Annotated in this window: 24 protein-coding genes; 16 read left to right on the forward strand and 8 right to left on the reverse strand. The window is 72.6% G+C overall.

Going from position 1 to position 25401, the window contains the following annotated elements:
* Positions 1-111 precede the first annotated feature (111 nt).
* A complete protein-coding gene (locus VSH64_RS00390; RefSeq protein ID WP_326569548.1) occupies positions 112-351 on the forward strand; it encodes a hypothetical protein in 240 nt (79 codons plus the stop codon).
* Entirely contained in the window at positions 326-796 is a 471-nt protein-coding gene (locus VSH64_RS00395) for a hypothetical protein (protein ID WP_326569549.1), read from the forward strand. The genes VSH64_RS00390 and VSH64_RS00395 overlap by 26 nt, the downstream gene beginning before the upstream one ends.
* Here the strand turns inward: VSH64_RS00395 and eccCa are convergent.
* Entirely contained in the window at positions 793-4752 is a 3960-nt protein-coding gene (eccCa, locus tag VSH64_RS00400; RefSeq protein ID WP_326569550.1) for a type VII secretion protein EccCa, read from the reverse strand. The two genes, VSH64_RS00395 and eccCa, sit on opposite strands and share 4 nt — an antisense overlap.
* A 135-nt stretch (positions 4753-4887) precedes the next feature.
* On the opposite strand from eccCa, the gene VSH64_RS00405 reads away from it, so the two are divergent.
* Genes VSH64_RS00405 through eccD form a run of 6 tightly spaced genes read left to right on the forward strand, consistent with a single transcriptional unit; the run spans position 4888 to position 10339 of the window.
* A complete protein-coding gene (locus VSH64_RS00405; RefSeq protein WP_326569551.1) occupies positions 4888-5664 on the forward strand; it encodes a WXG100 family type VII secretion target in 777 nt (258 codons plus the stop codon).
* A 28-nt stretch (positions 5665-5692) separates the two neighbouring features.
* Complete coding sequence (locus tag VSH64_RS00410) at positions 5693-6787, forward strand: hypothetical protein (RefSeq protein WP_326569552.1); 1095 nt, start codon at positions 5693-5695, stop codon at positions 6785-6787.
* Positions 6788-6790: 3 nt separating this feature from the next.
* Positions 6791-8143, forward strand: coding sequence for a hypothetical protein (locus VSH64_RS00415; RefSeq protein ID WP_326569553.1), 1353 nt, complete (start codon positions 6791-6793; stop codon positions 8141-8143).
* On the forward strand, positions 8143-8643 hold the full coding sequence (locus tag VSH64_RS00420; RefSeq protein WP_326569554.1) for a hypothetical protein: 501 nt from the start codon (positions 8143-8145) through the stop codon (positions 8641-8643). The genes VSH64_RS00415 and VSH64_RS00420 overlap by 1 nt, the downstream gene beginning before the upstream one ends.
* Positions 8640-8963, forward strand: a complete 324-nt coding sequence (locus tag VSH64_RS00425; RefSeq protein ID WP_326569555.1) for a YbaB/EbfC family nucleoid-associated protein — start codon at positions 8640-8642, stop codon at positions 8961-8963. The genes VSH64_RS00420 and VSH64_RS00425 overlap by 4 nt, the downstream gene beginning before the upstream one ends.
* On the forward strand, positions 8960-10339 hold the full coding sequence (gene eccD, locus VSH64_RS00430) for a type VII secretion integral membrane protein EccD (RefSeq protein ID WP_326569556.1): 1380 nt from the start codon (positions 8960-8962) through the stop codon (positions 10337-10339). Before VSH64_RS00425 ends, eccD begins: the two co-directional genes overlap by 4 nt.
* Here the strand turns inward: eccD and VSH64_RS00435 are convergent.
* Genes VSH64_RS00435 through VSH64_RS00445 form a run of 3 tightly spaced genes read right to left on the reverse strand, consistent with a single transcriptional unit; the run spans position 10336 to position 12853 of the window.
* Positions 10336-11133, reverse strand: a complete 798-nt coding sequence (locus tag VSH64_RS00435; RefSeq protein WP_326569557.1) for a class I SAM-dependent methyltransferase — start codon at positions 11131-11133, stop codon at positions 10336-10338. The two genes, eccD and VSH64_RS00435, sit on opposite strands and share 4 nt — an antisense overlap.
* Before the next feature lie 13 nt (positions 11134-11146).
* Positions 11147-11848: a GNAT family N-acetyltransferase gene (locus VSH64_RS00440; protein ID WP_326569558.1), complete on the reverse strand. Its 702-nt coding sequence runs from the start codon at positions 11846-11848 to the stop codon at positions 11147-11149.
* A gap of 15 nt (positions 11849-11863) precedes the next feature.
* Complete coding sequence (locus tag VSH64_RS00445) at positions 11864-12853, reverse strand: Lrp/AsnC family transcriptional regulator (RefSeq protein ID WP_326569559.1); 990 nt, start codon at positions 12851-12853, stop codon at positions 11864-11866.
* Between the two features lie 97 nt (positions 12854-12950).
* On the opposite strand from VSH64_RS00445, the gene VSH64_RS00450 reads away from it, so the two are divergent.
* Positions 12951-14294: an MFS transporter gene (locus VSH64_RS00450; protein ID WP_326569560.1), complete on the forward strand. Its 1344-nt coding sequence runs from the start codon at positions 12951-12953 to the stop codon at positions 14292-14294.
* On the opposite strand, the gene VSH64_RS00455 is transcribed toward VSH64_RS00450, so the two are convergent.
* Positions 14249-15340 carry a type VII secretion protein EccE gene (locus tag VSH64_RS00455; protein ID WP_326569561.1) on the reverse strand — a complete coding sequence of 364 codons (1092 nt, stop codon included), beginning with the start codon at positions 15338-15340 and terminating at the stop codon, positions 14249-14251. The two genes, VSH64_RS00450 and VSH64_RS00455, sit on opposite strands and share 46 nt — an antisense overlap.
* 139 nt (positions 15341-15479) lie before the next feature.
* Here VSH64_RS00455 and eccB point away from each other — a divergent pair, with 139 nt between their 5' ends.
* The 3 genes from eccB to VSH64_RS00470 are packed head-to-tail and all read left to right on the forward strand — an operon-like array spanning position 15480 to position 18322.
* Positions 15480-16901: a type VII secretion protein EccB gene (gene eccB / locus VSH64_RS00460; protein ID WP_326569562.1), complete on the forward strand. Its 1422-nt coding sequence runs from the start codon at positions 15480-15482 to the stop codon at positions 16899-16901.
* Positions 16902-16915: 14 nt separating this feature from the next.
* A complete protein-coding gene (locus VSH64_RS00465; protein WP_326569563.1) occupies positions 16916-17599 on the forward strand; it encodes a response regulator transcription factor in 684 nt (227 codons plus the stop codon).
* 3 nt (positions 17600-17602) lie between these two features.
* Complete coding sequence (locus VSH64_RS00470; RefSeq protein WP_326569564.1) at positions 17603-18322, forward strand: response regulator transcription factor; 720 nt, start codon at positions 17603-17605, stop codon at positions 18320-18322.
* A gap of 69 nt (positions 18323-18391) precedes the next feature.
* On the opposite strand, the gene VSH64_RS00475 is transcribed toward VSH64_RS00470, so the two are convergent.
* Positions 18392-19186, reverse strand: a complete 795-nt coding sequence (locus VSH64_RS00475; RefSeq protein ID WP_326569565.1) for a carbon-nitrogen hydrolase family protein — start codon at positions 19184-19186, stop codon at positions 18392-18394.
* Between the two features lie 85 nt (positions 19187-19271).
* On the opposite strand from VSH64_RS00475, the gene hisD reads away from it, so the two are divergent.
* From hisD to hisB, 3 genes are read left to right on the forward strand one after another with little or no spacing between them, the layout of a single operon-like run.
* On the forward strand, positions 19272-20597 hold the full coding sequence (gene hisD / locus VSH64_RS00480) for a histidinol dehydrogenase (RefSeq protein WP_326569566.1): 1326 nt from the start codon (positions 19272-19274) through the stop codon (positions 20595-20597).
* Positions 20594-21712, forward strand: coding sequence for a histidinol-phosphate transaminase (locus VSH64_RS00485; RefSeq protein WP_326569567.1), 1119 nt, complete (start codon positions 20594-20596; stop codon positions 21710-21712). Before hisD ends, VSH64_RS00485 begins: the two co-directional genes overlap by 4 nt.
* Positions 21709-22308 (forward strand): imidazoleglycerol-phosphate dehydratase HisB, encoded by a 600-nt coding sequence (hisB, locus tag VSH64_RS00490; protein WP_326569568.1) that lies wholly within the window; start codon positions 21709-21711, stop codon positions 22306-22308. The genes VSH64_RS00485 and hisB overlap by 4 nt, the downstream gene beginning before the upstream one ends.
* A 38-nt stretch (positions 22309-22346) precedes the next feature.
* Here the strand turns inward: hisB and VSH64_RS00495 are convergent, their stop codons facing one another.
* Positions 22347-22850 carry a GNAT family N-acetyltransferase gene (locus tag VSH64_RS00495; RefSeq protein ID WP_326569569.1) on the reverse strand — a complete coding sequence of 168 codons (504 nt, stop codon included), beginning with the start codon at positions 22848-22850 and terminating at the stop codon, positions 22347-22349.
* A gap of 150 nt (positions 22851-23000) precedes the next feature.
* On the opposite strand from VSH64_RS00495, the gene VSH64_RS00500 reads away from it, so the two are divergent.
* A complete protein-coding gene (locus tag VSH64_RS00500) occupies positions 23001-23159 on the forward strand; it encodes a hypothetical protein (protein ID WP_326569570.1) in 159 nt (52 codons plus the stop codon).
* Positions 23160-23193: 34 nt separating this feature from the next.
* On the opposite strand, the gene VSH64_RS00505 is transcribed toward VSH64_RS00500, so the two are convergent.
* A complete protein-coding gene (locus VSH64_RS00505) occupies positions 23194-25383 on the reverse strand; it encodes an MMPL family transporter (protein ID WP_326569571.1) in 2190 nt (729 codons plus the stop codon).
* Positions 25384-25401 lie beyond the last annotated feature (18 nt).

Here is a 25401-nt window from a genome sequence, read left to right on the forward strand (position 1 = left end):
GGCCGCGTGAAGTTGTAGGCCATTCGGGCTAACGTCGTGGTGTCGCCAGGATCGTGAGTGTCACGCCGGCGGTCGTGGATCTGGGGCGGGTGGACGTCTGCGGAGTCCATTGTGGACTTCCTGAGTGCCGGTGGTGATGGTCTGCTGGGGAGCGTGGTGAGGGTGGGTGAGTCACGATGGCCGGACTGGCTGCGGTGGTTGCGCAAGCCGGCGCCGCACGAGGTGCGCCGTGAGCTCGACGAAAGCTGGGAAGTGACCTATTCCAGCGGGCCACCCTATGGTGAAGTCATCATCACGCCATCGGCCGGGAAGCCGCCGGTTTCGAATGAAGAAAGGCCTGCCGGTGACTGATCCGTTTCCCTTCTACCGGGAACAACATCTGCACGACGGCCCGATCTACCGCGCGCCCGCGGACGCGGTGGCTAGCTGGCAAGAGCTTGCCGAACAAGTGGAGGAAGAGCTCACGCGGATGGGATTCACCGCATCGGTGGTTCCGAACGGTGACCCGCAGGGTCTGCCATCCGGGGCGCGCATCTGGGTGCACAAGATCGAACCGTTCGGGGTCGCGCTCGACTGGGAGGCGCCAGTCGTCGCAACGCCTGAATTCGCTGAGACGGTCGTCGCTCAGGAGTTGTTCACCGGGCTGTTCGCTTACGTGGTCAACGCCAAAGAGATCATCATTCGAGCGTTGCTGGATGTGCTGCGTGAAGCCGGATTCCGCGTGCTGATCGACCACGCCGGCGGTCGCACCTACAACTACCGCGTTCTCGAGGCACCTCGCGTTCCCCGAACCTAGGACTCCGCCGGTTTCGTCCACGCCACCTGCACCAGCCCCGTCCCATGCCGGCGCGACACCAGCGTTCCCCGGCCCGGGGGCTGGGGCGAAGGCTTCACGTCGCCCAGCAGTGGCCCCTCCTCCTTCGCGCCGGACATGATCAGCCCCGGCGACCCCAGTTCCCGCACCCGCTGCAGCACCGGCTCGTACAAACCCCGCCCCGCACCGCCGGACGCGCGGGCGATGATCAAGTGCAACCCGATATCCCGGGCCTGCGGCAAAAACTCCAGCAACGGCAGCAACGGATTCTTCCCCGCAGTAGCCACCAGCTCGTAGTCATCGATCAGCACGTACAGATCCGGCCCCCGCCACCACGAGCGGGAACGCAGCTGCTCCGGCGTCACATCCGGGCCAGGCAAGCGATTCCGCATGGCCGTCGCGCACTGGCCCACCAGATCCGTCAGCGTGTTCTCCGCACCCGCGTACCCCAGCAGATGCGGCTGATCCACCGCGCCCAACAGGCCACGCCGGTAGTCGCCCACCAGCAGCAGAGCCTCGTCGGGGGAGAACGCAGTGGAGATGCCCAGAGCGAGGGCCCGCAGCAGAGAGCTCTTGCCCGACTCCACATCCCCGAACGCCAGGAAGTGGGGATCCGCCGCGAAGTCCAGGTGGACCGGCCGCAGGTTCGACTCCGCGATCCCCAGCACGACCCGCGAAGAAGCCGGCAGCGACTCCAACGGCACCTCGGCCGGCAGCAACCGCACCTGCGGCGCCCGCGAACCCGGCCAGGCCGAAGTCACGCGGCGCACCAAGTCCAGGCCACCGGCACCGATGGTTTCCGCACGCTGGTCTCCGTCAACCCGGGGCAGAGCGGCCAGGAAGTGCAGCTTCTCGGCAGTCAATCCGCGCCCAGGACGATCGGCGGGCACGTTCAAGGCCACCTTCCGGTCGATCGACGAATCCGCCGGATCGCCCAGCCGCAGCTCGAACCGGGTGCCGATGGCGTCGCGGAGCTGGGCGCGGACGCCGATCCACTGGTTGACCGTCACGATCACGTGGATGCCGAACCCGAGACCCCGTGCGGCCAGCCCCGTGATCTGCTCCTCCAGCTGCTCGTACTCCTGCCGGATCGTGGTCCAGTTGTCGACGAACAGGAACACGTCGCCGAATTCGCGGGCGTCCGTGCTTTCCGTGAACTCGGCGCGGCGGGAGCGGAACGCGGCCATCGACTCGATGCCCTGCGCGGCGAAGAATTCCTCGCGCTGTTCCAGCAGCGTCGTCAATTCGGCCACGACCCGGCGGCAGCGTTGGGCGTCGCGGCGGGTGGCGTAGCCCGAGACGTGGGGCAGTCCGGCGATCGGGGCCAGGGCGCCGCCGCCCATGTCCAGGATGAAGAGCTGGACCTCGGAAGGCGTGTGGGTCAGGGCGAGCATCGCGGCGATGTCCTTGAGCAAAGTCGACTTGCCGCTTTGCGGTGCGCCCACGATCAAGGCGTTGCCGGCCGCGCCGGAGAAGTCGGCCCAGAGCATGTCGCGGCGTTGTTCGAAGGGCTTGTCGACCAAGGCGACGGGGATGGTCAGCTTGCCGTTGCCGCCCCAGCCCAGGGGGCACAAACCGCGGGCCGGGGCTTCGCCGAGCGGCGGGAGCAGTTGGTCCAAAGTGGGCGGTTCGGACAGCGGCGGCAGCCAGATCTGGTGCGCGTCCGGGCCACGGCCCTCCAGCCGGGACAGCATCGCGCCGATGATGGTTTCCCCCGAACCAGAGCCAGCACCCGAAGGCAACGCCACCTCCGCCGTCGGCTGCACCGACAACGGCACCTCCACCGCCTCGAACGTGAACGGCAGCACCCCGACCTGCCGCCCGTCCTCCCGCACGATCGTGCTGCGCGGCGGCAGCTCGCCCGACACGTACGCGGCCTTGAAGCGGGTCAACGTGTCGTTGTCGGACTTCAGGTACGCCGAACCCGGCACCGGCGGCAGGTGGTACGCGTCGGCCACGCCGAGCACCGCGCGGCTCTCCGAGGCGGAAAACGTGCGCAGCCCGATCCGGTACGACAGGTGCGAGTCGAGCCCGCGCAGCCGCCCCTCCTCCAGCCGCTGCGAAGCGAGCAGCAGGTGGATGCCGAGCGAGCGGCCGAGCCGCCCGATCGCCACGAACAGGTCGATGAACTCCGGCCTTGAGGAGAGCAGCTCGGAGAACTCGTCGATGATCACCAGCAGCGACGGCAACGGCTGCAGCGCCACCCCGTCCGCGCGCGCCTTCTCGTAGTCGCGCACTGACGCGTAATTGCCGGCCGCGTGCAACAGTTCCTGGCGCCGCAGCAGTTCGCCGTTGAGGGCGTCGGCCATGCGGTCGACGAGCGTGAGGTCGTCGGACAGGTTCGTGATCACCGCGCACACGTGCGGCAGCCCGGTCATGCCCGCGAACGTCGCGCCGCCCTTGAAGTCGATCAGCGCCAGGTTCAGCTTCTCCGACGAGTGGGTCACGGCCAGCGCGGTCACGAGCGTGCGCAGCAGCTCGCTCTTGCCCGACCCGGTCGCGCCGATCACCAGCCCGTGGGGACCCATGCCGCCCTCGGCCGACTCCTTGAAGTCCAGCTCCACCGAGCGGCCCTCGGGGTTCACCCCCAGCGGGATGCGCAGCCGGTCGCGGGCCGCGCGCGGGGCCCAGGTCACGGCGGTGTCGGTGTCGCGCGGGTCGCCGATGCCGAGCAGCCCGGCCAGCCCGAACGTCGCCGACATCGGCTTCTCGCTCACCACGGCCGTGCCCTGGTACAGCGGCGTCAACGTGCGCGCGAGCGCCTCGGCGGCGCCGCGGTCGAGCTGGTCGGGGGTGCCGAGGAACCCCAGCCGGGCCTCGGTGCCGCCGTCGAGCACCACCATGCCCAGCTGGTCGGGCGCCACGTGCAGGCTCAGCAGCTGCTCGGTCGACGCCGCGCGCGGCTGCTCACCGCCCACCTCCAGCACCGTGATCCCGAGCCGCCCCTCCTCGGCCAGCAGTCGCGGCTCGCCCTGGGTGCCGCCGCCGTCGACCACGACCACGAGGTGCGGCAGGTCCTGCGGCGTGCCCGGCCGCCGCGTGAACGCCGGCCGGTCGCCGAGGTCGGGGCCGAGCAGCTCGGCCAGCTCCACCGGGCCGTCGGCCACGAGCCGGCGCCGGCCCGTGGCGTCCGTGAGCGTGGGCGCGGTGGCGTGCGGCAGCCACTTCGCCCAGTCCCAGTCGTGGCGCCGGTCCGGCTGCACGCAGAACGCCACGCGCAGGTCGGTGGGGGAGTGGAAGGTCACGAGCTGCGCCAGCAGAGCCCGCACCATCGAGAGCACGTCGGGGCGCCGGCCCGAAAGTGTGGTCGCCGCGTACGAACGCAGCGACAGCGAAACGGGCAGGCCCTCCACAGTGGAGTACGTGCGGATGAAGTACTTCAGGTTCGTCGACGACACCGGGTCGAGGTCTTCCAGCGGTACGGTCTGCGGCGCGCGCAGCGGCGTGGCCAGCGGTTGCGGGCCGGTGGCCGCGCGCACGAGCGCGAAGTGCCGGTCGCTGCGGCGGCGGTCCCAGTACTGCCCGGTTTCCACGTACGCCCACAGGTCGGCCGGGTCGGGCTGCTGCGCGATCAGCGCGGCGCGCTGCCCGTCGGCGACTGCCCGCACCTTCGTGCGCAGGCCCGCGAGGTACCGCTGGTAGTCGCGGCGCTCCGCGTTGATCTGCGCCTTCTTGGCCATCCCGCCGCGCCCCAGCGACATCACGACCATGCCGCCCATCGCGGTCACGAACAGGGCGCCGAAGATCCAGGTCATCACCCCGCCGTCGCGTCCGATGTAGACGAACGACATCGCGCCCATGCCGAGCATCATCGGCAGGAACATCATGAGCTGCACGAGCCCGCCCGAGCCGCTCTTCGGCAGCATCGGCGGGGACTGCAGCATGATCTCCCCGGGCTGCTCGCCGAGCAGGTCGAGGCGGTCACGGGACGGGCTCATACCCCGTATTTTCGCCACCACCACGGCCGTCCTGGTGGGTACTTTTGCCGTCCGCTCACAGCCTGGCGCGCTTTTACGCTCTGCCGAGACCACCCCCACGGGGGAGGCCGCACGCCGCACCCAGGAAGGAGAGCCATGGTCACCACGGGCGAGTACCGGGCGGAACCCGAGGCCATGCGCTCGATCGTGGGCAACGTGGGCGGCATCGTCGCCCACGGCATCAACGCGGTCGCCGACCTCGAGAAGCTCGTGATCCAGCCGACGTCGTTCGCGACCTTCGGCACCGCGGTCGCCGCCGCCAACGCGGCGCTGCAGTCGACGCAGGTCACGGCCGTGCGCACGCTGCTGCAGCTGCTCCAGCAGGTCAACGGCCTGGTCAAGACCAGCGCCGACGCCTACCAGGCGGCCGACCAGGCCTCGGCGAGCGGCTACGGCGGCGGCACCTCCACCACGGCGGCGCCCTCGTCGTCGATCTGGGGCACCCCGCACGCCGGCGAGCTCGCCACCATCGCGATCAACGACAGCGCCGGCGCGCACGGCGACCCGGGCTCGGTCGGCAACGTGCTGCGCTACCTCGGCGACGCCGACCTCGGCAAGCTCGGCGAGCACCCGATCACCGACGCCCGCTTCCACGGCGTCGCCGACTTCAACGACTGGCTCGCCGGAGACGCCGACAACCAGGCCCGGGTCGGCCTGATCGAGGTCTACTCCGGCACCGCGCGCACGTTCGGCGACGTGCCCGGCGGGGTGCACGCCGGCGACGTCGTGGTGGTCGAACCGCTGCTGTTCGCCGATTCCGGCGCCGTGATCGGCGTGGCCGGCGACGGCGGCACCCTCTACAACCACGGTCTCGTCGATCCCGGAATCGGCGGCCTGGCCAAGCTCAGCGTCTACCGGCCCGCGTCCGTCTGACTCCCGACTCCCGAGCAAGTGAGGTCCGATGCTGACTTTCCCGAACTCCAGCGCGATGGACGCCACCGCGTCCTCGGGTGGCCCGATCACCGTGCTGCCGCAGATCGTCACCGGCCAGCCGGAGCAGATCGCGAAGCACGTGCTCGACCTGCTGCACAAGGCGAGCGAGTTCGCGTCGCTCTACACCGAGCTGAGCAAGGCGGCCGACCAGCTGGGCAAGGTGTGGTCCGGGGCCGCGTCGGAGTCGGCGCTGAAGAAGATCACCGACTCGCTCGACCAGCTCACGAAGATCATCAGCGTGATCGAGAAGGGCGCTTCGCTGCTCGGGGTCTCGGGCACGCTCGTGAAGACGGCGCAGGAGGCCTACAAGTCGGTGGTCGCGGCGGTGAACCCCACCGTCGCGTCGCTCATGTCGAACTGGTGGACCTACGGCGCCGCGGTGGCGCTGTCCACGGCCACGAGCGCTTCGCTGAGGGCGTTCATCACCGCGATCGGCGCGCTGCTCAAGGCGCTCGGCGCCGGTGACCTGGCCAACCAGATCACGCAGGTCGCGCAGATCATCGGCGAGATCGAGAAGCTCTTCCACGGCGGTGACGCCGGTGCGGCCGCCGCGGCCGGGACCTCGGGCAACACGGCCGTGGCCGGCACTCCGGTCACCGCGCCGGTGGCTCCGCCGTCGGTCGCGAGCCCGGCCGGGCAGCAGGCCACGGCCGGGGGCGTCGGTGGCGGCGCGGCCGCGCCGGCCGGGCAGCCGCCGTTCACGAACTACACCCCGCCAGCGCTGGCCGGGAACACGCCGAGCACCGGCGGCCTGGGCAGCACGCCGGTCACGGCCAACGGCACCCCGCTCAACCCCGCGAACAGCTGGATCGCCGTCGACCCGGCCACGGCAGCAGGCACGGCGCCGAGCACCACGCCGATCACGCCCCCGGCGTCGACCGGCGGCACCGTCAGCCCGATCGCCCCGGCCGGCGCGAACGAGATCGTGATCCACACCGACCTCTCCACCGGCCAGTCGACGGTCGAGGCGCCGGCGGGCCAGGACGTGGACATCGACCTGGACCTCACCTACAACGGCCAGCACTTCCAGCAGCACGTGGACATCGACGCGAAGGGCGCCTAGGCCATGGCCGTCGACGCGTCCGGGGTCGTCAGCTCGGTCCTGTCGTCCTACCGGCAGGTGCTGCTCGAATACCAGCGCCGGGTCACGGGCGACCCGTCGGCGCTCACCGCCGCCTCGCAGCAGTGCACCACCAACGCCTCGACGGTCACCGGCAAGGCGACCGAAATCTCTCAGGCGGCCAAGGATCTGCACACCGACTGGGACGGCGCGGCGTACACCGCCTACGCCGCGGCCGCGCAGAAGTCCGCCGACGAGCTGACCGAAGACGGGACCAACCTCGCCGACCAGGGCAAGCGTCTCGCCCAGGCCGCGCAACTGCTGCAGTGGGCGCGCCAAGCGCTCGACTCGGTGCTCGCGCAGTTCGACCAGTACGGCGCGCAGCTCACCAGCCAGGCCAAGGCCGCCAACCCGAACGCCGTCGGTGCCTTCATCTCCGCCGCGCGCTCGCTCGGCGAGCAGGCCGTGGCGATGGCGAAGCAGGTGGCCGACGAGCTGTCCGAGGCGCTGGTGCAGCTCTTCCCGCCCGAGGGCGTCGGCCGGCTCGAACACGAGCTGGGCAAGTGGGCCACCGGCTCGCTGAGCTGGCTCAACGGCGAACCGCTCGACGGCCGCAAACGGCCCCGCACCGTGCCGTCGTGGTTCGGTAACTCGGGCTGGAAGAAGCTCACCTGGGACGGCCTGCAGGGCACCCGCGCGCCGAAGAAGGCCGACACGCCGTTCGGTCAGCCGGAGCCGGAAACCTTGAAGGACAAGGCGTTCAAGAACACCGAGATCACCTACCTCAAGACCCAGCACGAACAGGACGGCTTTTCCCCGGAGTACGACGGGAAAATCACCTCCGAGGGCTGGGACGCCAAGGCCTCGGGCCACGCCCAGCTCGCCGCGCTCGACAAGAGCCTCGACGGCAAGCTCGAGTACGGCGTCGCGGAAGCGCAGGGCAAGGCGTCGGTGTTCGCCGGCGGCGAGGTGAGCGGTTCGGCGCAGCTGGGCGAACACGGGCTGGGCGTGCACGGCAACGCGTTCGTGGGCGGCAAGGTCGAGGGTGAGGTGTCGGCCGACGTCGCCGGGGTCGGGGTCGGCGCCAACGGCACGCTGCAGTACGGCCTCGGCGCGCAGCTCGACGGTCAGGCCGTGTACGACGCCGGGCACATCAAGGTGAACTTCAAGGCGGGCGTGGCCCTCGGCCTCGGCGCCGGCGTGGGGGCGAAGATCGACATCGACCTGCCGAAGCTGGGCCACACCATCGGCGAGTACGGCGGCGCGGCGGTCGACGCCGTCGGCACCGCCGCGGGTCAGGCGGCGGACTACGTGGGCCACACGTGGGACGACGCCGTGGACTACGTGGGGTCGTGGTGATGGCCGGCACCGTCTCGCTCCCGCTGGGTTTCGACGTCCCCGAGGGGTGGACGCCACTCGACCCGGCGGGGGCGGGGGTGCCGGGCGTCGCGTTCGTGGCGGTGCACCCCGAGCCCGGCTTCACGCCCAACATCACGCTCGGCGTGCGCCAGCGCCCCGACCCCGCGCCGCTGGCCGAGATCGCCGGCGAGGCCGTGGAACGCCTGGGCCGCACCATGGCGCTGCTCGACGTGGTGAGCCGCCACGACGTCGGCGACCCCACCGCGCCCGGCCTCACGCAGGTGCTGCGGATGCGCACCGGCGAAGGCACGGATCTGGTGCAGACGCAGGTGTTCCTCACCGTGCCGGGTGCCGACGGGCCGATCGCGCGCGTGGTGCTCGAGCTCGTGTTCACGGCCGAACCCGAGGCCGCGAAACGCCTCACGCCCGACTTCCGCCGGTTCGTCGCCGGCGTGCACGTCCGCCGGAATGACCCCGCAGGAGAAGGAGAACAGCTGTGACCGACCCGTACGCCGTGCCGGACATGGACGAGCTGCTGGCGCAGGTCCGCCGGCAGACCGACGAGGTGCAGCGCATCCAGCGCTCGGTCGAGGCCATGGAGGTCAAGGCGGCTTCGCGCCAGAACGAGGTCACGGTGTCGCTGCGTGGCGACGGCCGCTTCACCTCGATCGACATCGACCCGCGCGCGATCCGCGAGTACGACGCGCGCAACCTCTCGGAGATCGTGCTGGAGGCGGTGAACGCGGGCCTGCAGAAGCTGGCCGAGGCGAGCAGCGCGAAGTTCGCCCCGGTGATCGAGGCGTCCAGGTCCGGGCAGTGAGCGCGCCGGCCCTGGCCGGGTCCACCCGGCGCGTGACGATCGTGACGCCGCGCGCCCGCGTCGACGTCGCATTGCCGCAGCAGAGCACGTTCGCCGAGCTCGTGCCGCAGCTCGTGCGGCTCGCGGGCGCGACGGGCCAGGCCGCGGCCGACCACCCGGGGTGGGTCCTTTCGCGGCTCGGCGGCGCGCCGCTCGCGCTCGGGCTCACCGTGGCCGCGGCGCAGGTGCGCGACGGCGAGGTGCTGCACCTGACCCCGCGCGAACGTCCGCGTGGCCCGCTGCTGTTCGACGACGTGGTGGACTCGATCGCGAGTGTCGGCGACGCGGCGTCCACGGCGTGGGGCCCGCGGGTCGCCCGGCGCGCCGGCATCGCGGCGGCCGTGGTGCTGCTCGCGGCCGGTGGCCTGCTGGTGCAGGCGTCGACGGCGGGCAGTGTGCTGGCGCCCATCGCGACGGGCCTGCTTTCGCTGATCCTGCTGCTCGGCGGTGGCGCGCTGTCCCGCGCCTACGGCGATTCGGGCGCGGGTGCGGCCGGTGCCGTGGCCGGGGTGTTCGTGGCGCTGCTGGCCGGGATGTCGATCCTGCCGCCGCACGGCGTGTTTTCGCTGTCGACGGGTCCGCTCGCCGCGGGTCTGGCGGCGGTGACGGTGTACGGGGTGCTGGCCGCGGTGTCGGTGGCCGACCGGCTGCCGGTGTTCGTCGCCATCACGGGCGCGGCCGGCCTCGGCGCGCTGACGACCGGCGTGGTGCTGCTGACCGGGGTGAAGCCCGTGGCGGCCGCGGCGGTGGCGGCGGTGCTGGCGACCGCGCTGGCCGCGGTGGCCCCGATGCTCGCGCTGCGCCTGGGCCGGCTGCCGCTGCCGCGCGTGCCGGACGACATGGAATCCTTCCGCGCCAACGAACAGCCCTCGCTCGGCGCCGACGTCGTCGGCCGGACCACGTACGCGCAGCTGCTGCTCACCGCGTTGCTGGTGGCGCTGGGCCTGGTGGTGCTCGGGTCCGCGGTCACGCTCGCGGCTTCCGGCGGACCGTGGGAAGCCGGGCTGGCGGCGTTGACGGGAATCGCGTGGGTGCAGCGTTCGCGGTCGTACGCGGGACGGCTGCAACGTCTGGTGCTCGCCGGCTTCGGCGTGATCACGCTGCTCACGGCCGGCGCCTGGCTGATCGCCGCCGACGACCGCGTGCTGCTCCTGGTCGCCGGCGCGGCGCTGCTGATCGCCGCCGTGGTGTGCCTGGCGTATGCCACGCGCGTGGCGAAGGGGGTGCGCTCGCCGTACTGGTCGCGGCTGCTCGACGTGTCGGAGTTCCTGGTGCTGCTGGCGCTGGTGCCGTTCGTGGGGATGATCGCCGGGGTGTACCAGGCGGTGCGCGGCTAGCTTTTCGCCGTGACGAAGTGGATGCGGCCCGGCACCAGGCCGCCGGGCTGCGGGCGCAGGCGGCCGTGGTTGGCGTCGGCGGCGCCGGGCGCGGTGAGGTGCTCGACGGTCCAGCCGCCGGCTTCGGCCAGGGCGGGGGGGTCGTCGCAGCCGAACGGGGGCGGCACGTCGTGGGCCGCGCACCACTGGCGGTAGGGCTGCATCGCGGGGGAGTCGAGGCCGGTGGTGCCCGTGACGTCGGCGGCGAAGAGGCTGCCGGGTGCGCTGAGCTCAGCGGCGGTTTCGTACAGCGTGCGGATCTGCTTTTCGGTGAGGTAGAAGAACAAACCCTCGGCGATCCACAGGGTGCGCTCGCCGGGGCGGAAACCGGCGTCGAGCAGCGGGGTGGTCCAGTCGGTGCCGAGGTCCGCCGCGACGGGCCGGCGGTGGCACCTCGGCGTGGCGCGAGCGAGCACGGGTTCCTTGGTGGTGAACACTTCCGCACGGTCCACTTCGTACCAGTGGACGTCGGCCGGCAGGTCGAGCCGGTACGGGCGGGTGTCCAGACCGGCGCCGAGCAGCACGACCTGGCGCGTGCCGTCGGCCACGGCGGCCAGCGTGACGTCGTCGAACCAGCGCACGCGCACCGGGAGGTAGGCGTTCTCGCCGCCGGTCGCGCGTTCGGACGCGGCCATGGTCGTGAACCCGCGCTCGCCGGCCAGTTCTTTCGCGAACGGGTCGTGGAACAGGCGGTCCTCGCGCTCGGACTCGCGAGCGCGCGCCGCGGCGATCCAGAACGCGCTCCCGACCGTCACGCCAACACCGTAGTCAGGCCCACCAGGTGGCCATCCCGACGGTGGTGAAGCCGAGGGAGTCGTAGAGCGGTTTGCCGGGTTTCGCCGCGGTGAGGGTGACGGTGCGTCCGTCCATTTCGGACAACACGGTGTGCATGAGCGACCGCCCGACGCCGCGGGAGCGCTTTTCGGGCAGTGTCGTGACCCAGTACAGACCGACCGCCGCGCCGTCGTCGATCACGAGGCAGGCGCCGGCCGGCTCGTCGTCGCGGGTCACCAGCCAGGTGCTCACGCCGGCGCGCTCCAGCAGGGCGGGTGGGAACACCTCGCCGCGGATGGCTGGCTGGTGGCGTTCGAGCGGAAAACCGTGCACCACCACGGTTTCCACCGTCGCGAGCAGGTCCGGCGTGTCGGCGCGAAGCGCAGCGTTCACCCCGAAGCCGGGGCCGGTGCGCGTCATCACGGGCAGCTGCCGTGAGGTGAGGCCCAGAGGCGACATGTCGACCGTGCCGTAGGCGTCTTCCACCAGGACCACCGGCGCGTTTTTCGCCAGCTCGGTGAGCTCGGCGACGTCGTCTTCGCTCGGGGTCGCGGTGCGCAGCACGATCCGCGTGCCGCTGCGCTCGCTGCCGTGCACGCACACGAAACCGCGCCGGGTGGTCACGGCGTGGCCGCGGGTTTCGGCGACGACCGTCCAGAACGCGGCCGCATTGGCCACGGCGAGATCCAGCGTCATGCGCCCGACCCTAAGTCAGCCGGTGGCCCTCTCGGAAGGGCCGATTCGGGCCGGGATCGGAGTGCCAATCGGGCTGGCGGCTTTGAGCGTGCGGAGCACCGGCGCCGTCTCGCAGGCGCGGACGCCGGTGATCGCGCCGAGCCGTTGCGTGAGGTAGCGGTGCAGGTCGGCGGCGTCGGTGCACAGGGCGTGGGCGAGCAGGTTGGTGGGGCCGGTGGTCGCGGCGACCACGGCGAGCTCGCGGTGCTCGGCCAGCGTCGTGCCCACGGTGTCGAGGTCGGCCGGCGCGACGGCCATCCACAGCAGGGCCTGCGTGGTGGCCCCGAACAGCGCCGCGTCGATCTCGACGTCGAAGAAGAGCGCGCCGGCCGCGCGCAGGTCCGCGATCCGGCGCGCGACCACGGCGGGGGAGCGGCCGGTGGCGGCGGCCAGCTCGGCCTGGCCCGCGCGCCCCTCGTGGCCGAGTGCGGTGAAGAGCGCGGCGTCGGTCTCGGCCGGCGCCATCGGGCGAGGGCTGACGTCGGCCGTGAACTGCGCCTGCTGCTCCTCGGTGAGGCCGTCGACGCGGCCGCGCCAGGCCGACGGGCCGCCGAGGTAGGTGTGCAGCATCCGGTGCGCCGAGACGCCCGTGATGCCGGCGGTGCGCGGGATGTCGCGCAGCAGCAGGGAATGGTCGTGCTCGGCCGGGGTGAGCACGACCGCGCAGATCTCGGTGCCGCCGCCGGCGAGCTTCACCCACGTGGTGTCCGTGCGCCGGACCAGCGCGGTGGCCACGCGCTGGGCCACGCCGGGCACCACGGTCAGCCGCACGAGCCACTGCGCCTGGCCGGTGCGGTGCGGGTCGGGCAGCCCGACCACCCGCAGGCCCGCTTCGGCGCGCAGCCGGCGGTAGCGGCGGGCGACGGTCTGCGTCGAGACGCCGAGCACCGCGCCGATCCGGGCGAACGGGGCCCGGCCGTCGAGCTGCAGCGCGTGGATGAGAGCGCGGTCGAGGTCGTCGAGCATGGACCGATTCTGCGCTGCCGGACACTGAGATGGAATCTTTGTCCACAAATCGGCTTGTGGCTGGAACCCTTTGTCGGTGCGCCGCACGCTCGGGAACATGTCGAATCACCGCTGGGCCGCGCTGGCCGTGTTGCTCGTCGCCGAGGCGATGAACCTGCTGGACGCCACGATCGTGCAAGTCGCCGCCCCCGCGATCCACGCCGAACTGGGCGGCGCGGCGGCCACGATCTCCTGGTACAGCGCGGCGTACACGCTGCCGTTCGCGCTGCTGCTCGTGACCGGCGGCCGCCTCGGCGACCTGGCCGGCCGGCGCCGGGTGTTCCGGATCGGCGTCGCCGCGTTCACGCTCGCCTCGGCGGCCTGCGCGCTCGCGCCTTCGCCGGTGCCGCTGCTGGTGTTCCGCGCGGTGCAGGGCGCCGCGGCGGCGCTGGTGATCCCGCAGACGATCGGCCTGATCCGCGCGATGTTCGACGGCCCCGACCGCGCCAAGGCCCTCGGCGCGATCGGGCCCGTGATGGGCCTCGCCGCCGTGTGCGGGCCGGTGCTCGGCGGGGTGCTCACGCAGGCGTGGTCGTGGCGCGCGGTGTTCCTGGTGACGGTGCCGCTGGGGCTCGCGGTGTTCGTGGCCGCCGCGCTGCTCACCGAGGACCGCGCGGCCACCCGGCCGCGCCTCGACCTCGTGGGCACCGCGCTCGTCGCCGCGGGCGCGGGCCTGGTGGTCTACCCACTGGTGGCGAGCTGGCACGCGGGCGTGTTCGCGTCGGGAGTGGCGCTGCTCGTGGTCTTCGGCGTGCACCAACGGTTTTCGTGGCACCGCGGCCGCCGCCCGCTCATCGAGGCCGGCCTCTTCCGCGACGCCGGGTTCCCGGCCGCGCTGCTCACCTCGGTGCTGTTCTTCGCCGTGATGTCCGGCCTGATGCAGGTGGTCGTGCTGCACCTGCAGGTCACCGCGCACGCCGGCCCTCGCGCAGCCGGCCTCACGCTGCTGCCGTGGTCGGCCGGCCTCGCGGTCTCCTCGTGGGTCGCCGGCACCCACCTCGTGCCCCGCTTCGGCGGCCGCCTGCTGTTCGCCGGCCTCGCCGTGCTGGCGGCCGGCGTGGCGGGCCTGGCCGCGGCGTTCGCCTACGGCTGGTCGCCGCTGGTGCCGCTGGCCGTCGGCGGGCTGGGGATCGGGCTGTTCACGGTGCCGTTCTTCAATTCCGCGCTGCAGCGCGTGGGCCCGGCCGAGACCGGCTCCGCCGCGGGTCTGCTGAACGCGGTGCAGCAACTCGGCGCCACCCTGGGCGTCGCGGGCCTGGGCAGTGTCTTCTTCTCCGCCGGCGCGCCGGTCGCCTGCTGGGTCGCGGTGGCGGTGCTGGTGGCCGCGGTCGTGCCGGGTTGGGGGATGACGCGGGATCAGGTGAGCGCGAGCGGCAACGTCCGCCGCACGGCCGCCTCGTGACCGCCGTGCAGCGGCACGGCCGAAACTCCTTGCACCACCGGCGGTTCCGCTCCGGAGCGAGCCCCGACCCGCAGGGTCACCTCCACCCGCTCCCGGCCACCGGGCGTGCGCCGCAGCGTGGCCGAAGTGGCGGTGAACGCGGCTTCCGGCACCGCCAGGCCGAGAATCCGCGCCAGACCGCGCGTCGAACGAGGCCGGTAACACGTCTGCGTGGCCCCGGCCCACGACCAGGCCCGCCAGCCGTCGCCGTCGGTTTCCAGGGGGACGGGCGAAGCGGGCACGCCGAGCGCCACTCGCAGCTCCGTGGTCAGCTCACCGGCTTCGAGCACAGTGGACGGATACCCCGCCTCGGCCAGCGCGACCATCAGGCTCAGCGCCGCGCTCGCCGTGCTGCGCAGCGCGCCCAGCTCGCCGCCGCCGCGGGCCAGGGCGGCGATGGGGGCGTCGGCGGGGCGGTAGCGCACGGCGAGCCAGCGCGCGCGGTAGACCTGCGCACCCCGTGGCACGGCCCAGGTGAGCAGCTGCACGGCGGCGAGCGGGATGTCGGTGCCGTGGAAGGACTTGCGCAGGATGGCGAGCAGAGCGTCGGCCGGGGGTTCGCCGGCGCCGGGGGTGAGGCGCACGATGGCGCTCCAGTCGCCGTCGAGCTCGGCGACGCCGAAGCGGTTGCCGGCGCGGTCCACGTGCTGGCGCACCCGCACGGGTCCGGCGACGCGGTGCAGCGGATCGGGGCTGTCGCGACGGCTGTCGTGGCGCCGCAGGCGATAACCGAGCCAGGCGCCGGTCCACGCGGCGAGGTGCCGGCCGCCGAAGCGCACCGACGTGGTGAGCACCAGCAAGCCCGCGACCGCGGTCACGGCGATGCGCACGGGTTGCGTGATCCCGTGGACGGTGAACACCAGCAGCACCGCGATCGCCGAGATCTCCCACAGCGCGGCCTGCACGGGCCGGATGGGCAGCAGCCACGGCAGCGCGGCGTCGCCGGCTCGCGAAGGCGGCGCGGCCACGGCCGCCGGTGCGGGTGCCGGCGGTGCTGACACGGACACGGACGTCCCCTTCCCCGGGCGGTAGCGCCGACGCTAGCGCTCCACACACCGCGGCCAGGGCGTAAAAATTACCCTCGTCGTGCGCGCCCGCGCGCTCCTACGCTCGCGCCCGGAACGAGGCGTGAGGGGGCCGGGCAGCGTGTGGACGCAGCGGGACCAGATCCAGGCCTACCAGTTCCTGCGCCGCCGGCTCGTGTCCGCGCTCGTGGCCGCCGACGCCAACCACCCCGTGGCACCGAACCGCCGGCTCGTGCTCGGCACGGTGTTGGGCCTGGCCGCGGCGCTGCTGGTCACGGCGGTGTTCGGCGTGATCGGCCTGCTCAACCCCTCGGGGGGCAAGGACTGGCTGGCCGGCGGGCACGTGATCGTGGAGGAAGGCACCGGCGCGCGGTTCGTGCTCGGCGCCGACGGCGCGGTGCACCCGGTGCTCAACTACGCCTCGGCGCGCCTGCTCGCGGGTGGCAACGGCGACGCGACGGTGTCCGTCTCCTCCACCGATCTCGGCACCGCCCCGCGCGGCACGGAGATCGGCATCACCGGCGCGCCGGACTCCCTGCCGGCCACCACGGCCCTGGTCTCGGCGCCGTGGACCAGCTGCAGCCGCACCACCCAGGACGCGCCCGCTTCGGCCGAACCGCTCGTGGCCGTGGTGCTCGGCGCGCCGGCCGCGGGCACGGAGCTGCCGCGCGGCTCGGGGGTGATCGTGCGGCTGCCGGGCGGCGAGCGCTACCTCGTGACCGACGGCCGCCGCTACCGGCTCGGCGACGAAGCGGCCGCCGCGCTGCAGTTCGACAGCTACCCCACCATCGCCGTGTCGGCGCGCTGGATCGACACCGTGCCCGCCGGCCGCGACCTCGGCGAGATCGCCGTGCCCGGCGCCGGCGGCTCGGGCCCGCGGGTCGGCGGCGGGACCACCCGCGTCGGCGAGGTCCTGGCCGTGGTCGACGCGATGGCCAGCGCCGGCGACGCGACGTCGTACTACCTCGTGCACGCCGACGGCCTCGAACCCGTCGGCCAGACGGAGGCGAGCCTGCTCGTCACCACGCCCGCCAACGACTCCGCCTACGACGGCAACCCGGCGCCGGTGCGCGTGCGCGCCGCCGACGTCGCCGCGGTGCCGAAGGTCTCGGCCTCGCGCGCCGGCGGCGCGGACCCGGCCGCCTATCCGGACCGGATCCCCGGCAAGGCGCCGATCACCGGCTCGTCGGTGACGCTGTGCGCGCAGGGCGGACGGATCTTCGTCTCCGCCGACGTGCCGGTGCCGCCCGGCGGACGCGCGCTGCCCGTGACCTCCCGACGCGACGCGCGTGTGGCCGACGAGGTGTTCGTGCCGCCGTCGGGAGGCGCCGTCGTGTCCGACACGGGCTCCGGCACGACCTACCTGGTCACGGACCTGGGCCGAAAATATCCGGTCGCGACGGCCCCGGCGCTCGCCTCGCTCGGATACGGTTCCGTGGCCAGGCCGGCGCTCGCGAGCGGCCTCCTGGCACTGGTGCCGACGGGACCCGCGCTGGACCCGGCCACGGCCGGGCAGCCGGTGCCGTCGGGTGGAACGGGGTGAGCGAGTCGGTGCACATGACAGAAGAACGGCCAGGCGCTCTCGAGCCGCAGTCCGCGCGCGTCCGGGTGGCGGTGATCGAAGACCACCCGCTCTACCGGCGGTCGGTGGAGCGCGTGCTCGCCGAATCACCGGACGTCGAGCTGGGCGCGGTCGTGGACTCGGTCGCGCGCTTCCACGTGGAACGCCAGCCGCCCGGCTCGGTCGTGCTGCTCGACCTCGGGCTGCCGGGCGTCGCGGGGGCGGCCGCCGTGCTGGAGGTCTGCGAGCTCGGCCACCACGTGCTCGTGGTCTCCGCGCAGGCCGAATCGGAGCAGGTGCTGGCCGCGATCGCCGCCGGCGCCAAGGGTTTCCTGTCCAAGGACGTCGACATCGACGAGCTGCTCACCGCCATCCGCGCGGTGGCCGAAGGCGGCTCGTACGTGTCGGCCGTGGTGGCCGGGATGATCATCAAGGACAACACCGAACGCCCCGTGCCGCGGCCCGAGATGGAACTCTCGCCGCGCGAGGAGCAGGTGCTGCGCCTCGTCGCGGCCGGCGAACGCGACATCGACATCGCCGCCATCCTCGACATCGGCGTGCGCACCGTGCGCGGCTACCTCGACCGCATCCGCGACAAGACCGGCGAACGCCGCCGCCCGGGCCTGGTGAAGGAAGCCATCCGCCGCGGCTTGGTGGGCGGCGCGGGAAGGACTTCGTAGCTCATGGCCGACACTGGGGGAGAAGCGGCGGGCGTGGGTGCTGCCGGGGATGCTGGGGCCGCTGCTGTCGGGGCCGGGGGCGCTGCGGCGGCCGATCCCGACCGCATCCGCGTCGGCGTGATCGAAGACCACCCGCTCTACCGCGACGCGGTCGCCCGCGTCCTCACCGAAGCCCCGGACATCGAACTCGGCGCCGTCGCCGACTCCGTGGCCCGCTTCGCGGTGCAGGACCAGCCTCCCGGCAGCGTCGTCGTGCTCGACCTGAAGCTGCGGGGCGTCCAGGACGCCGCCGCCGTGCTGGAAGTCGGCCACATGGGCCACAAGGTCCTCGTGGTCTCCGCCCACGCCGAACAACCCGAAGTCCTCGGCGCCATGCAGGCCGGCGCCAAGGGCTTCCTCTCCAAGGACGTCGACGGCGACGAGCTGCTGCGCGCCATCCGCACCATCGCGCAGGACAACGCCTACGTCTCACCCACCCTCGCCGGCATGATCATCCAGGACAGCGAAGACCGCCACGCTGGCCCGAAAATCGTCCTCTCGGAACGCGAGAAGCAGGTGCTGCGCCTCGTCGCCGCCGGCGAACGCGACGTCGACGTGGCCGAGATCCTGAACATCAGCGTCCGCACCGTGCGCTCCTACCTGGACCGCATCCGCGACAAAACGGGCGAACGCCGCCGCGCGGGCTTCGTCCGCGTCGCGATCCGCGAGGGCCTGCTCCGCTGACCCCACCCCCATGCCACATGGGGTGCGCTCGACGCAATCAACGCCACCTCGGGGTGGTCGGGACAAGTCCTACAGGCGCCGGTTCGCCAGCGCGCCGGTAGCCGCCCGCGCCTTCCCCGCCACCGCCGGGTCCACGTCCACCACCACGGTCTCCGGCCCGTCGCCGAGCTCCGCCAGCACCCGGCCGAAGCCGTCCGCCACCAGCGAATGCCCGATCCCCGTGGGTGCCTTCGGGTTCACCTGCAGGCCGGTCACGGCGGGATCGGCCTGGCCGCACCCCAGGACCCAGCAGCCCGAGTCGAGCGCGCGGGCCCGCACCAGCACCCGCCACTGGTCCAGCTTGCCCTCGCCGGCGCCCCAGGAAGTGGGCACCAGCACGACATCCGCCCCGTCGTCGGCGAGCCGCTGGAACAGGGCCGGGAAGCGCATGTCGTAACACGTCGCCACGCCGAAGACCGTGCCGTCGACCGAGAAGGTGACCGGTTCCTCGCCGGGCGCCACCGTGTCCGACTCCGCGAAACCGAACGCGTCGTACAGGTGGATCTTGTCGTACGACAGCCGTTGCCCGAGGCCGGTGATCAGCAGCGTGTTGCGCACCCGCCCGTCGGACGCGGGCGTGAACATCCCCGCCACGATCAGCACGTCGTGCTCGGTGGCGAGCGCGGACACGGCCGAGGCCCACGGTCCGTCCAGCGGCTGCGCGACCGGCGCCAGCGGTCGGCCGAAGCGGGCCATCGTGGCCTCCGGGAACACCACGATGCGGGCCCCGTCGGCCACCGCGGCCTCCACGCCGGTGCGAACCAGTTTCAGGTTCTCCTCCGGATCGTCGCCCGAGTTCAGCTGGCACAACGCGATCCGCGGCACGGGGGCCCTCCCTCATCGTGGGACAAGTCGTCACCACCGAGTATCCCTGCCGGGACGCCGGGAGCCACCTCGTACCCTGGTCACCATGCTGAACCGCACCGACCTGCGTGGGCAGGTCCCGACCGCCGCCGAACTGCGCGCCGCCCTGCCGCGCGCCGAATACGACGTGGACGCGGCGCTGCATCACGTGCGGCCGGTGGTGGAGGCGGTCCGCGACCGCGGTGTGGAGGCCGTGCTCGAGTACACCGAGCAGTTCGACAAGGTCCGGCCCACGAGCGTGCGGGTGCCGACCGCGGAGCTTTCCCAGGCCCTCGAAGCGCTCGACCCGCAGGTGCGCGCCGCGCTCGAAGAGGCGATCCTGCGCACCCGCAAGGTGCACGCCGACCAGCGCCGCCACGACGTCACCACGCAGGTGGTGCCCGGCGGCACGGTCACCGAGCGCTGGGTGCCGGTGGAGCGCGTCGGGTTGTACGCGCCGGGCGGGCTGGCCGTGTACCCGTCCACCGTGGTGATGAACGTGGTGCCGGCGCAGCTCGCGGGCGTGCGCTCGCTGGTGGTCTGCTCGCCCCCGCAGGCGGCGTTCGGCGGCCGGCCGCACCCGACGATCCTCGCGGCCGCCGCGCTGCTGGGGGTCGACGAGGTGTGGGCCGTCGGCGGCGCGCAGGCCGTGGCGCTGCTCGCGTACGGCGGCACCGACACCGACGGCGCCGAGCTGGCCCCGGTCGACATCGTCACCGGCCCGGGCAACATCTACCTCACCGCCGCCAAGCGCCTCGTGCGCGGCGTGATCGGCATCGACTCCGAGGCCGGGCCCACCGAGATCGCGATCCTGACCGACGACACGGCCGACCCGGTCCACGTGGCCGCCGACCTCATCAGCCAGGCCGAGCACGACCCGCTCGCGGCCAGCGTGCTGGTCACCACGTCGGAAGAGCTCGCCGACGCGGTGGACAAGCAGCTCGCCGAGCGCGTGGCCGCCACCAAGCACAGCGAACGCGTGGGCCAGGCACTGGGCGGCAAGCAGTCCGGCGTGATCCTGGTGTCCACTGTGGACGACGGCCTGCGCGTGGTCGACGCCTACGCCGCCGAGCACCTCGAGATCCAGACCGCCAACGCCCGCGAGATCGCCGGGCGTGTGCGCAACGCGGGCGCGGTGTTCGTGGGGGCCTACGCGCCGGTGTCGCTCGGCGACTACTGCGCCGGGTCCAACCACGTGCTGCCCACCGGCGGCTTCGCGCGGCACTCGTCGGGACTGTCGGTGCAGAGCTTCCTCAAGGGCATCCACGTCGTCGACTACAGCGAGGACGCGCTGCGCGAGGTCGCCGGCCGCGTGGTCGCGCTGGCCGACGCCGAGGACCTGCCCGCCCACGGCGAGGCCGTGACCGCCCGATTCGCGGGGGAGACCCGATGACCGAGTTGAGCACAGCCGTCCCGGGTGCCGAGGTGACCCTCGACGCCCTGCCGCTGCGTGAGGACCTGCGCGGCAAGAGCCCCTACGGCGCGCCGCAGCTCGACGTGCCCGTGCGGCTCAACACCAACGAGAACCCGTACCCGCCGCCGCCCGAGCTGGTGGCCGACGTGGCCGAGGCCGTGCGGGCCGAAGCCGCCTCCCTGCACCGCTATCCGGACCGCGACGCCGTGGCGCTGCGTACGGAGCTGGCCGATTACCTCACCGTGTCCACGCGGGTGGTGCTGTCCGAGGCGAACGTGTGGGCCGCCAACGGGTCCAACGAGATCCTGCAGCAGATCCTGCAGGCCTTCGGCGGCCCGGGCCGCAGCGCGCTCGGCTTCGAGCCGTCGTACTCGATGCACCCGATCATCTCCTCCGGCACGCGCACGGAGTGGGTGCCGGTGCCGCGCCGGGCCGACTTCACGCTCGACACCGCGGCCGCCGCTTCGCTCGTGGCGCAGCGGCAGCCCGACATCGTGTTCGTGACCAGCCCCAACAACCCGACCGGCGGCTCGATCCCGCTCGACCAGCTGCGCGGGATCCTCGAAGCGGCGCCGGGCATCGTGGTGGTGGACGAGGCCTACGCCGAGTTCTCCTCGCAGCCCAGCGCGGTGGCGTTGATCGCCGAGTACCCGGCGAAGCTGATCGTGTCGCGCACCATGAGCAAGGCGTTCGCCTTCGCCGGCGGACGCCTGGGTTATCTCGCCGCCGCACCGGCCATCGTCGACGCGCTGCAGCTCGTGCGCCTGCCGTATCACCTGTCCCGGCTCACGCAGGCCGCGGCGCGGGCGGCCCTGCGCCACGCCGACGCCACGCTCGCCACCGTGGCCAAGCTCGCGGCCGAGCGCGACCGCGTCGTGGAAGCCTTGCTGGGCCTCGGGTTCACGCCCGTGCCGAGCGACGCGAACTTCGTCCTCTTCGGACAGTTCGCCGACGCCCGCGCCGGCTGGGAGTCCTACCTGGACCACGGTGTGCTGATCCGCGACGTCGGGATCGAAGGGCACCTGCGCGTGACCATCGGCACGCCGGAAGAGAACGACGCGTTCCTCGAAGCCAGTAAGGAAGTACCGCGATGAGCCGTATCGGCAAGGTGGAGCGCACGACCAAGGAGTCGTCGATCCTGGTCCAGCTCGACCTCGACGGCACCGGCCAGGTCGAGATCGCCACCGGCGTGCCGTTCTACGACCACATGCTCACGGCGTTCGGCGTGCACGGCTCGCTCGACCTCAAGGTCGAGGCCACCGGCGACCTCCACATCGACGCGCACCACACCGTCGAGGACACCGCGATCGTGCTCGGCCAGGCGCTGCGCCAGGCCCTCGGCGACAAGAGCGGCATCCGCCGCTTCGGCGACGCGTGGATCCCGATGGACGAAACCCTCGCCCACGCCGCGATCGACGTGTCCGGGCGCCCGTACTGCGTGCACGTGGGGGAGCCGGAGCAGTTCAACACCTTCACGATCGGCAACAACTACCCGTTCGTGCTCACCCGCCACGTGTTCGACTCGCTGTCGTTCCACGCCCAGATCGCGCTCCACGTGCGCGTGATCCACGGCCGCGACCCGCACCACATCGCGGAGGCGGAGTACAAGGCCGTGGCTCGGGCGCTGCGGGCCGCGACCGAGCCGGACCCGCGCGCGGGCGGCATTCCGTCCACGAAGGGTGTGCTCTAGCGCCCACGGCAAGCACAGCCGGCACAGCGCCTCGCGGGCTAGATCTCGAGGTGCGAATCGACCCGATCGTCCCGCAGGTCGACGTTCGCACCGACGGATTTCATCAGGCGCTGTGCCGCCTTGTTGTCCGTGGTGACCGAAGCGACGTAGCGGCCGCCGTCGCCTTCGCGCGCGGCGTCGATGAGGGTTTCGGTGACCCACTTGCCGATCCCGCGGCCCCGGGCCCAGCGCGCGACCCAGACCTGGGCCTCGATCTCCACCGACTTGCCCCGGTGCACGGGGTGCAGCCGCGCGCCGCCGACGATGGTGCCGCCGACGCGGATGGTCCACGCGGTGGTGGTCGCGGTCTCGGGGTCGAGCGAGTTGCGCCGGTGGAACGTCAGGAACGCCTCGCGCCGCTCGGGGGTCCAGCCCGGCGGGCCGTCCATCGGCGGCAGTACCTCGAGCGGGTCGGCGCCCCCGACCGCGACGTCGAGGAGCTGGACCAGCGCCTGCTCGTCGAGCGGTGTCAGGACGATCTCGGCATCGGCGGCTCCGCTCACCCGGGAAGCTTGCCACGTCGAGCCGTCATTTGCGATGGACTACGGCCCCGACGTGGCGAGCGTGACATCGGCCACGTCAGTGGCACAGCTCCTCGACGGCCCCCTTTGCCCGGTCCGGGGCTGGTCGCGGCCGTGTGGCACGCTGAGCCCGTGAGCAAAGAGGTGATCGCCATCCTGTTGCTGGCGCTGGCCGGCTTCCTGGCCGGTGGCGTCTACTCCACCTGGAAGACGGCGAAGTTTATCGCCGTGGCGCTGGGAGTCGCTGCGCTGCTGGCGGTCGGCGGCGCCGTCGCCTGGCTGGTCGGCTGAGCGACCCGCGAGGCGACGGCGATCCGCCCGAGCCTCACACGCGGGCGGGCTCGCGCTCCTCGTCGGCCGGCGGCTTGGCGTCGAGGGCCTTCGCCAGGCCTTCACCTTCCACGTCGACGTTCGGCAACACCTTGTCCAGCTTCTTCGGCAGCCACCAGGCGTGGCGCCCCAGCAGCGACATCACCGCGGGCACGATCGTCATGCGGATCACGAACGCGTCGATCAGCACGCCGAACGCGAGCGCGAACCCGATCGACTGGATGAGCGTCGACTCGGCCAGCACGAAGCCCGCGAACACGCTGATCATGATCAGGGCCGCGGCGGTGACCACACGGGAGCCGTGGCGGAAACCGGTGACCATGGCTTCGTGCGGGTCGGCGCCGTGCACGTGCTCCTCCCGCATCCGCGTGACCAGGAAGACCTGGTAGTCCATCGCGAGTCCGAAGAGGACACCGATGAGCAGGATCGGCAGCATGCTCATGATCGGCCCGGTCGACTCGACGCCGAGCAGGTCGGTGAGCCAGCCCCACTGGAACACCGCGACCACGGCGCCGAACGTCGCGACCACCGAGCCGAGGAAGCCGAGCGTCGCCTTGAGCGGCACCACGATCGAGCGGAACACCAGCATCAGCAGGATGAACGCGAGCCCCACGATCAGCGCGAGGTAGGGGATCATCGCGTCGGAGAGCTTCTCGGACACGTCGATGTTCGCGGCCGTCTGGCCGGTCACGGCGAGGCTGCCGCCGGTCGTCGCGCGCAGCGGCTCGGACTGCGCGCGGATGGCCGCCACGAGGTCCTCGGTCTGCTTGCTGCTCGGCCCGCTCTTCGGGATCACGGTGAGCAGGGCGGTGTCGCCGTCGGCGTTGAGGCGCGGCGGCGTGACGCCGGCGACGTCGGGCAGCGTGCTGATGCCGGCCACGGCCTGCTTCAGCGCTTCAGGATCCTTGCCCGCGCCCATGTCCACGACCACGAGCAGCGGACCGTTGGCGCCGGCGCCGAAGCTCTCGCTCACGAGGTCGTACGCCTTGCGCTGCGTGGAGCCGGGCGCGGCGGTGCTGTCGTTGGGCAGGCCGAGCTGCATGCTCAGCGCCGGGAGCGCGACCACGACCAGGCCGGCGAGCGCGGTGAGCAGCACGGGCCAGCGGTGCCGGGCCACGAACCGGGCCCAGCGTTCGCCGTGCGAAGCCTTGCCCGGGTTGCGGCGCAGGCGGATGCGGCCGCCGAGCACGCGGGTGCCGGCGAAGCCGAGGATGGCGGGCAGCAGCGTGAGCGCGATGAGCACGGCGATCGCGACGGTCGCGGCGGCGGCGACGCCCATCTGGCCGAGGAACGGGATGCCGACCACGGTGAGCCCGGCCAGCGCGATGATCACGGTGAGGCCGGCGAACACCACCGCCGACCCGGCCGTGCCCGCGGCGCGACCCGCCGCTTCCTCGGGTTCTCGGCCGATGCTGAGCTCGTGCCGGTAGCGGGAGACGATGAACAGCGCGTAGTCGATGCCCACGGCGAGCCCGATCATCAGCGCCAGCACCGGGGTGTTCGAGTTCAGCTCCAGCGCGCCCGAGGCGAAGTAGATGCCCGCCATGCCGATGCCGACGCCGATGAGCGCGGTGAGCAACGGGATGCCGGCGGCCAGCAGTGACCCGAACGTGATGATCAGCACGACCGCCGCCACGGCCACGCCGAGGCCCTCGGTGGCGCCGGTTTCCGGCATGGCCTGCACGGCGTCGCCGCCGAACTCGACCTCGAAGCCGCTCTGCTTGGCGCCGTTCGCACTGTCGAGCAGCGCTTGGCGCTCGCTGTCCGTGAGCTCGAAGCCCTTGACCTGGTAACTCACCTGGGCGAGCGCGACGCGGCCGTCGGGCGAGATCGACTTGGCCTGGAACGGGTCGGCCACCGTCGACACCTTCGGCGCCGCCTTGAGCTGCGCCACCGTCTGTTCGACGGCCGCGTGGCCGGCGGGGTCGGTCACGGTGTGCCCCGGCGGGGCCGCGATCACGACTCGCGCGGTCGCCCCACCGGCCGCGGCCTGCGGAAACTTGGCTTGCAGCTGGTCGATCGCCTGCTGGGACTCGGTCCCGGGGATCGTCACCGAGTCCGAGAGCTGGCCGGACAGCGTGAGCGCTCCGAGTCCCAGCGCCACGAGCACGGCCGCCCACACGGCCGTGACGAGGGCGCGGCGCCGGAACGACAACCGGCCGAGCCGGTACAGAAATGTCGCCACGAGTGTTTCTCCGTTTCG

Origin of the sequence: Amycolatopsis rhabdoformis (assembly GCF_035918295.1) — a bacterium.
Taxonomy (GTDB): domain Bacteria; phylum Actinomycetota; class Actinomycetes; order Mycobacteriales; family Pseudonocardiaceae; genus Amycolatopsis; species Amycolatopsis rhabdoformis.

Coding starts and splice junctions, on each gene's coding strand:
- eccCa (WP_326569550.1), bottom strand. CDS start 4,752: ATGAGCCCGTCCCGTGACCGCCTCGACCTGCTCGGCGAGCAGCCCGGG.
- hisD (WP_326569566.1), top strand. CDS start 19,272: ATGCTGAACCGCACCGACCTGCGTGGGCAGGTCCCGACCGCCGCCGAA.
- VSH64_RS00395 (WP_326569549.1), top strand. CDS start 326: ATGAAGAAAGGCCTGCCGGTGACTGATCCGTTTCCCTTCTACCGGGAA.
- VSH64_RS00470 (WP_326569564.1), top strand. CDS start 17,603: ATGGCCGACACTGGGGGAGAAGCGGCGGGCGTGGGTGCTGCCGGGGAT.
- VSH64_RS00420 (WP_326569554.1), top strand. CDS start 8,143: ATGGCCGGCACCGTCTCGCTCCCGCTGGGTTTCGACGTCCCCGAGGGG.
- VSH64_RS00485 (WP_326569567.1), top strand. CDS start 20,594: ATGACCGAGTTGAGCACAGCCGTCCCGGGTGCCGAGGTGACCCTCGAC.
- VSH64_RS00450 (WP_326569560.1), top strand. CDS start 12,951: ATGTCGAATCACCGCTGGGCCGCGCTGGCCGTGTTGCTCGTCGCCGAG.
- VSH64_RS00440 (WP_326569558.1), bottom strand. CDS start 11,848: ATGACGCTGGATCTCGCCGTGGCCAATGCGGCCGCGTTCTGGACGGTC.
- VSH64_RS00415 (WP_326569553.1), top strand. CDS start 6,791: ATGGCCGTCGACGCGTCCGGGGTCGTCAGCTCGGTCCTGTCGTCCTAC.
- VSH64_RS00405 (WP_326569551.1), top strand. CDS start 4,888: ATGGTCACCACGGGCGAGTACCGGGCGGAACCCGAGGCCATGCGCTCG.
- VSH64_RS00465 (WP_326569563.1), top strand. CDS start 16,916: ATGACAGAAGAACGGCCAGGCGCTCTCGAGCCGCAGTCCGCGCGCGTC.
- hisB (WP_326569568.1), top strand. CDS start 21,709: ATGAGCCGTATCGGCAAGGTGGAGCGCACGACCAAGGAGTCGTCGATC.
- VSH64_RS00410 (WP_326569552.1), top strand. CDS start 5,693: ATGCTGACTTTCCCGAACTCCAGCGCGATGGACGCCACCGCGTCCTCG.
- VSH64_RS00445 (WP_326569559.1), bottom strand. CDS start 12,853: ATGCTCGACGACCTCGACCGCGCTCTCATCCACGCGCTGCAGCTCGAC.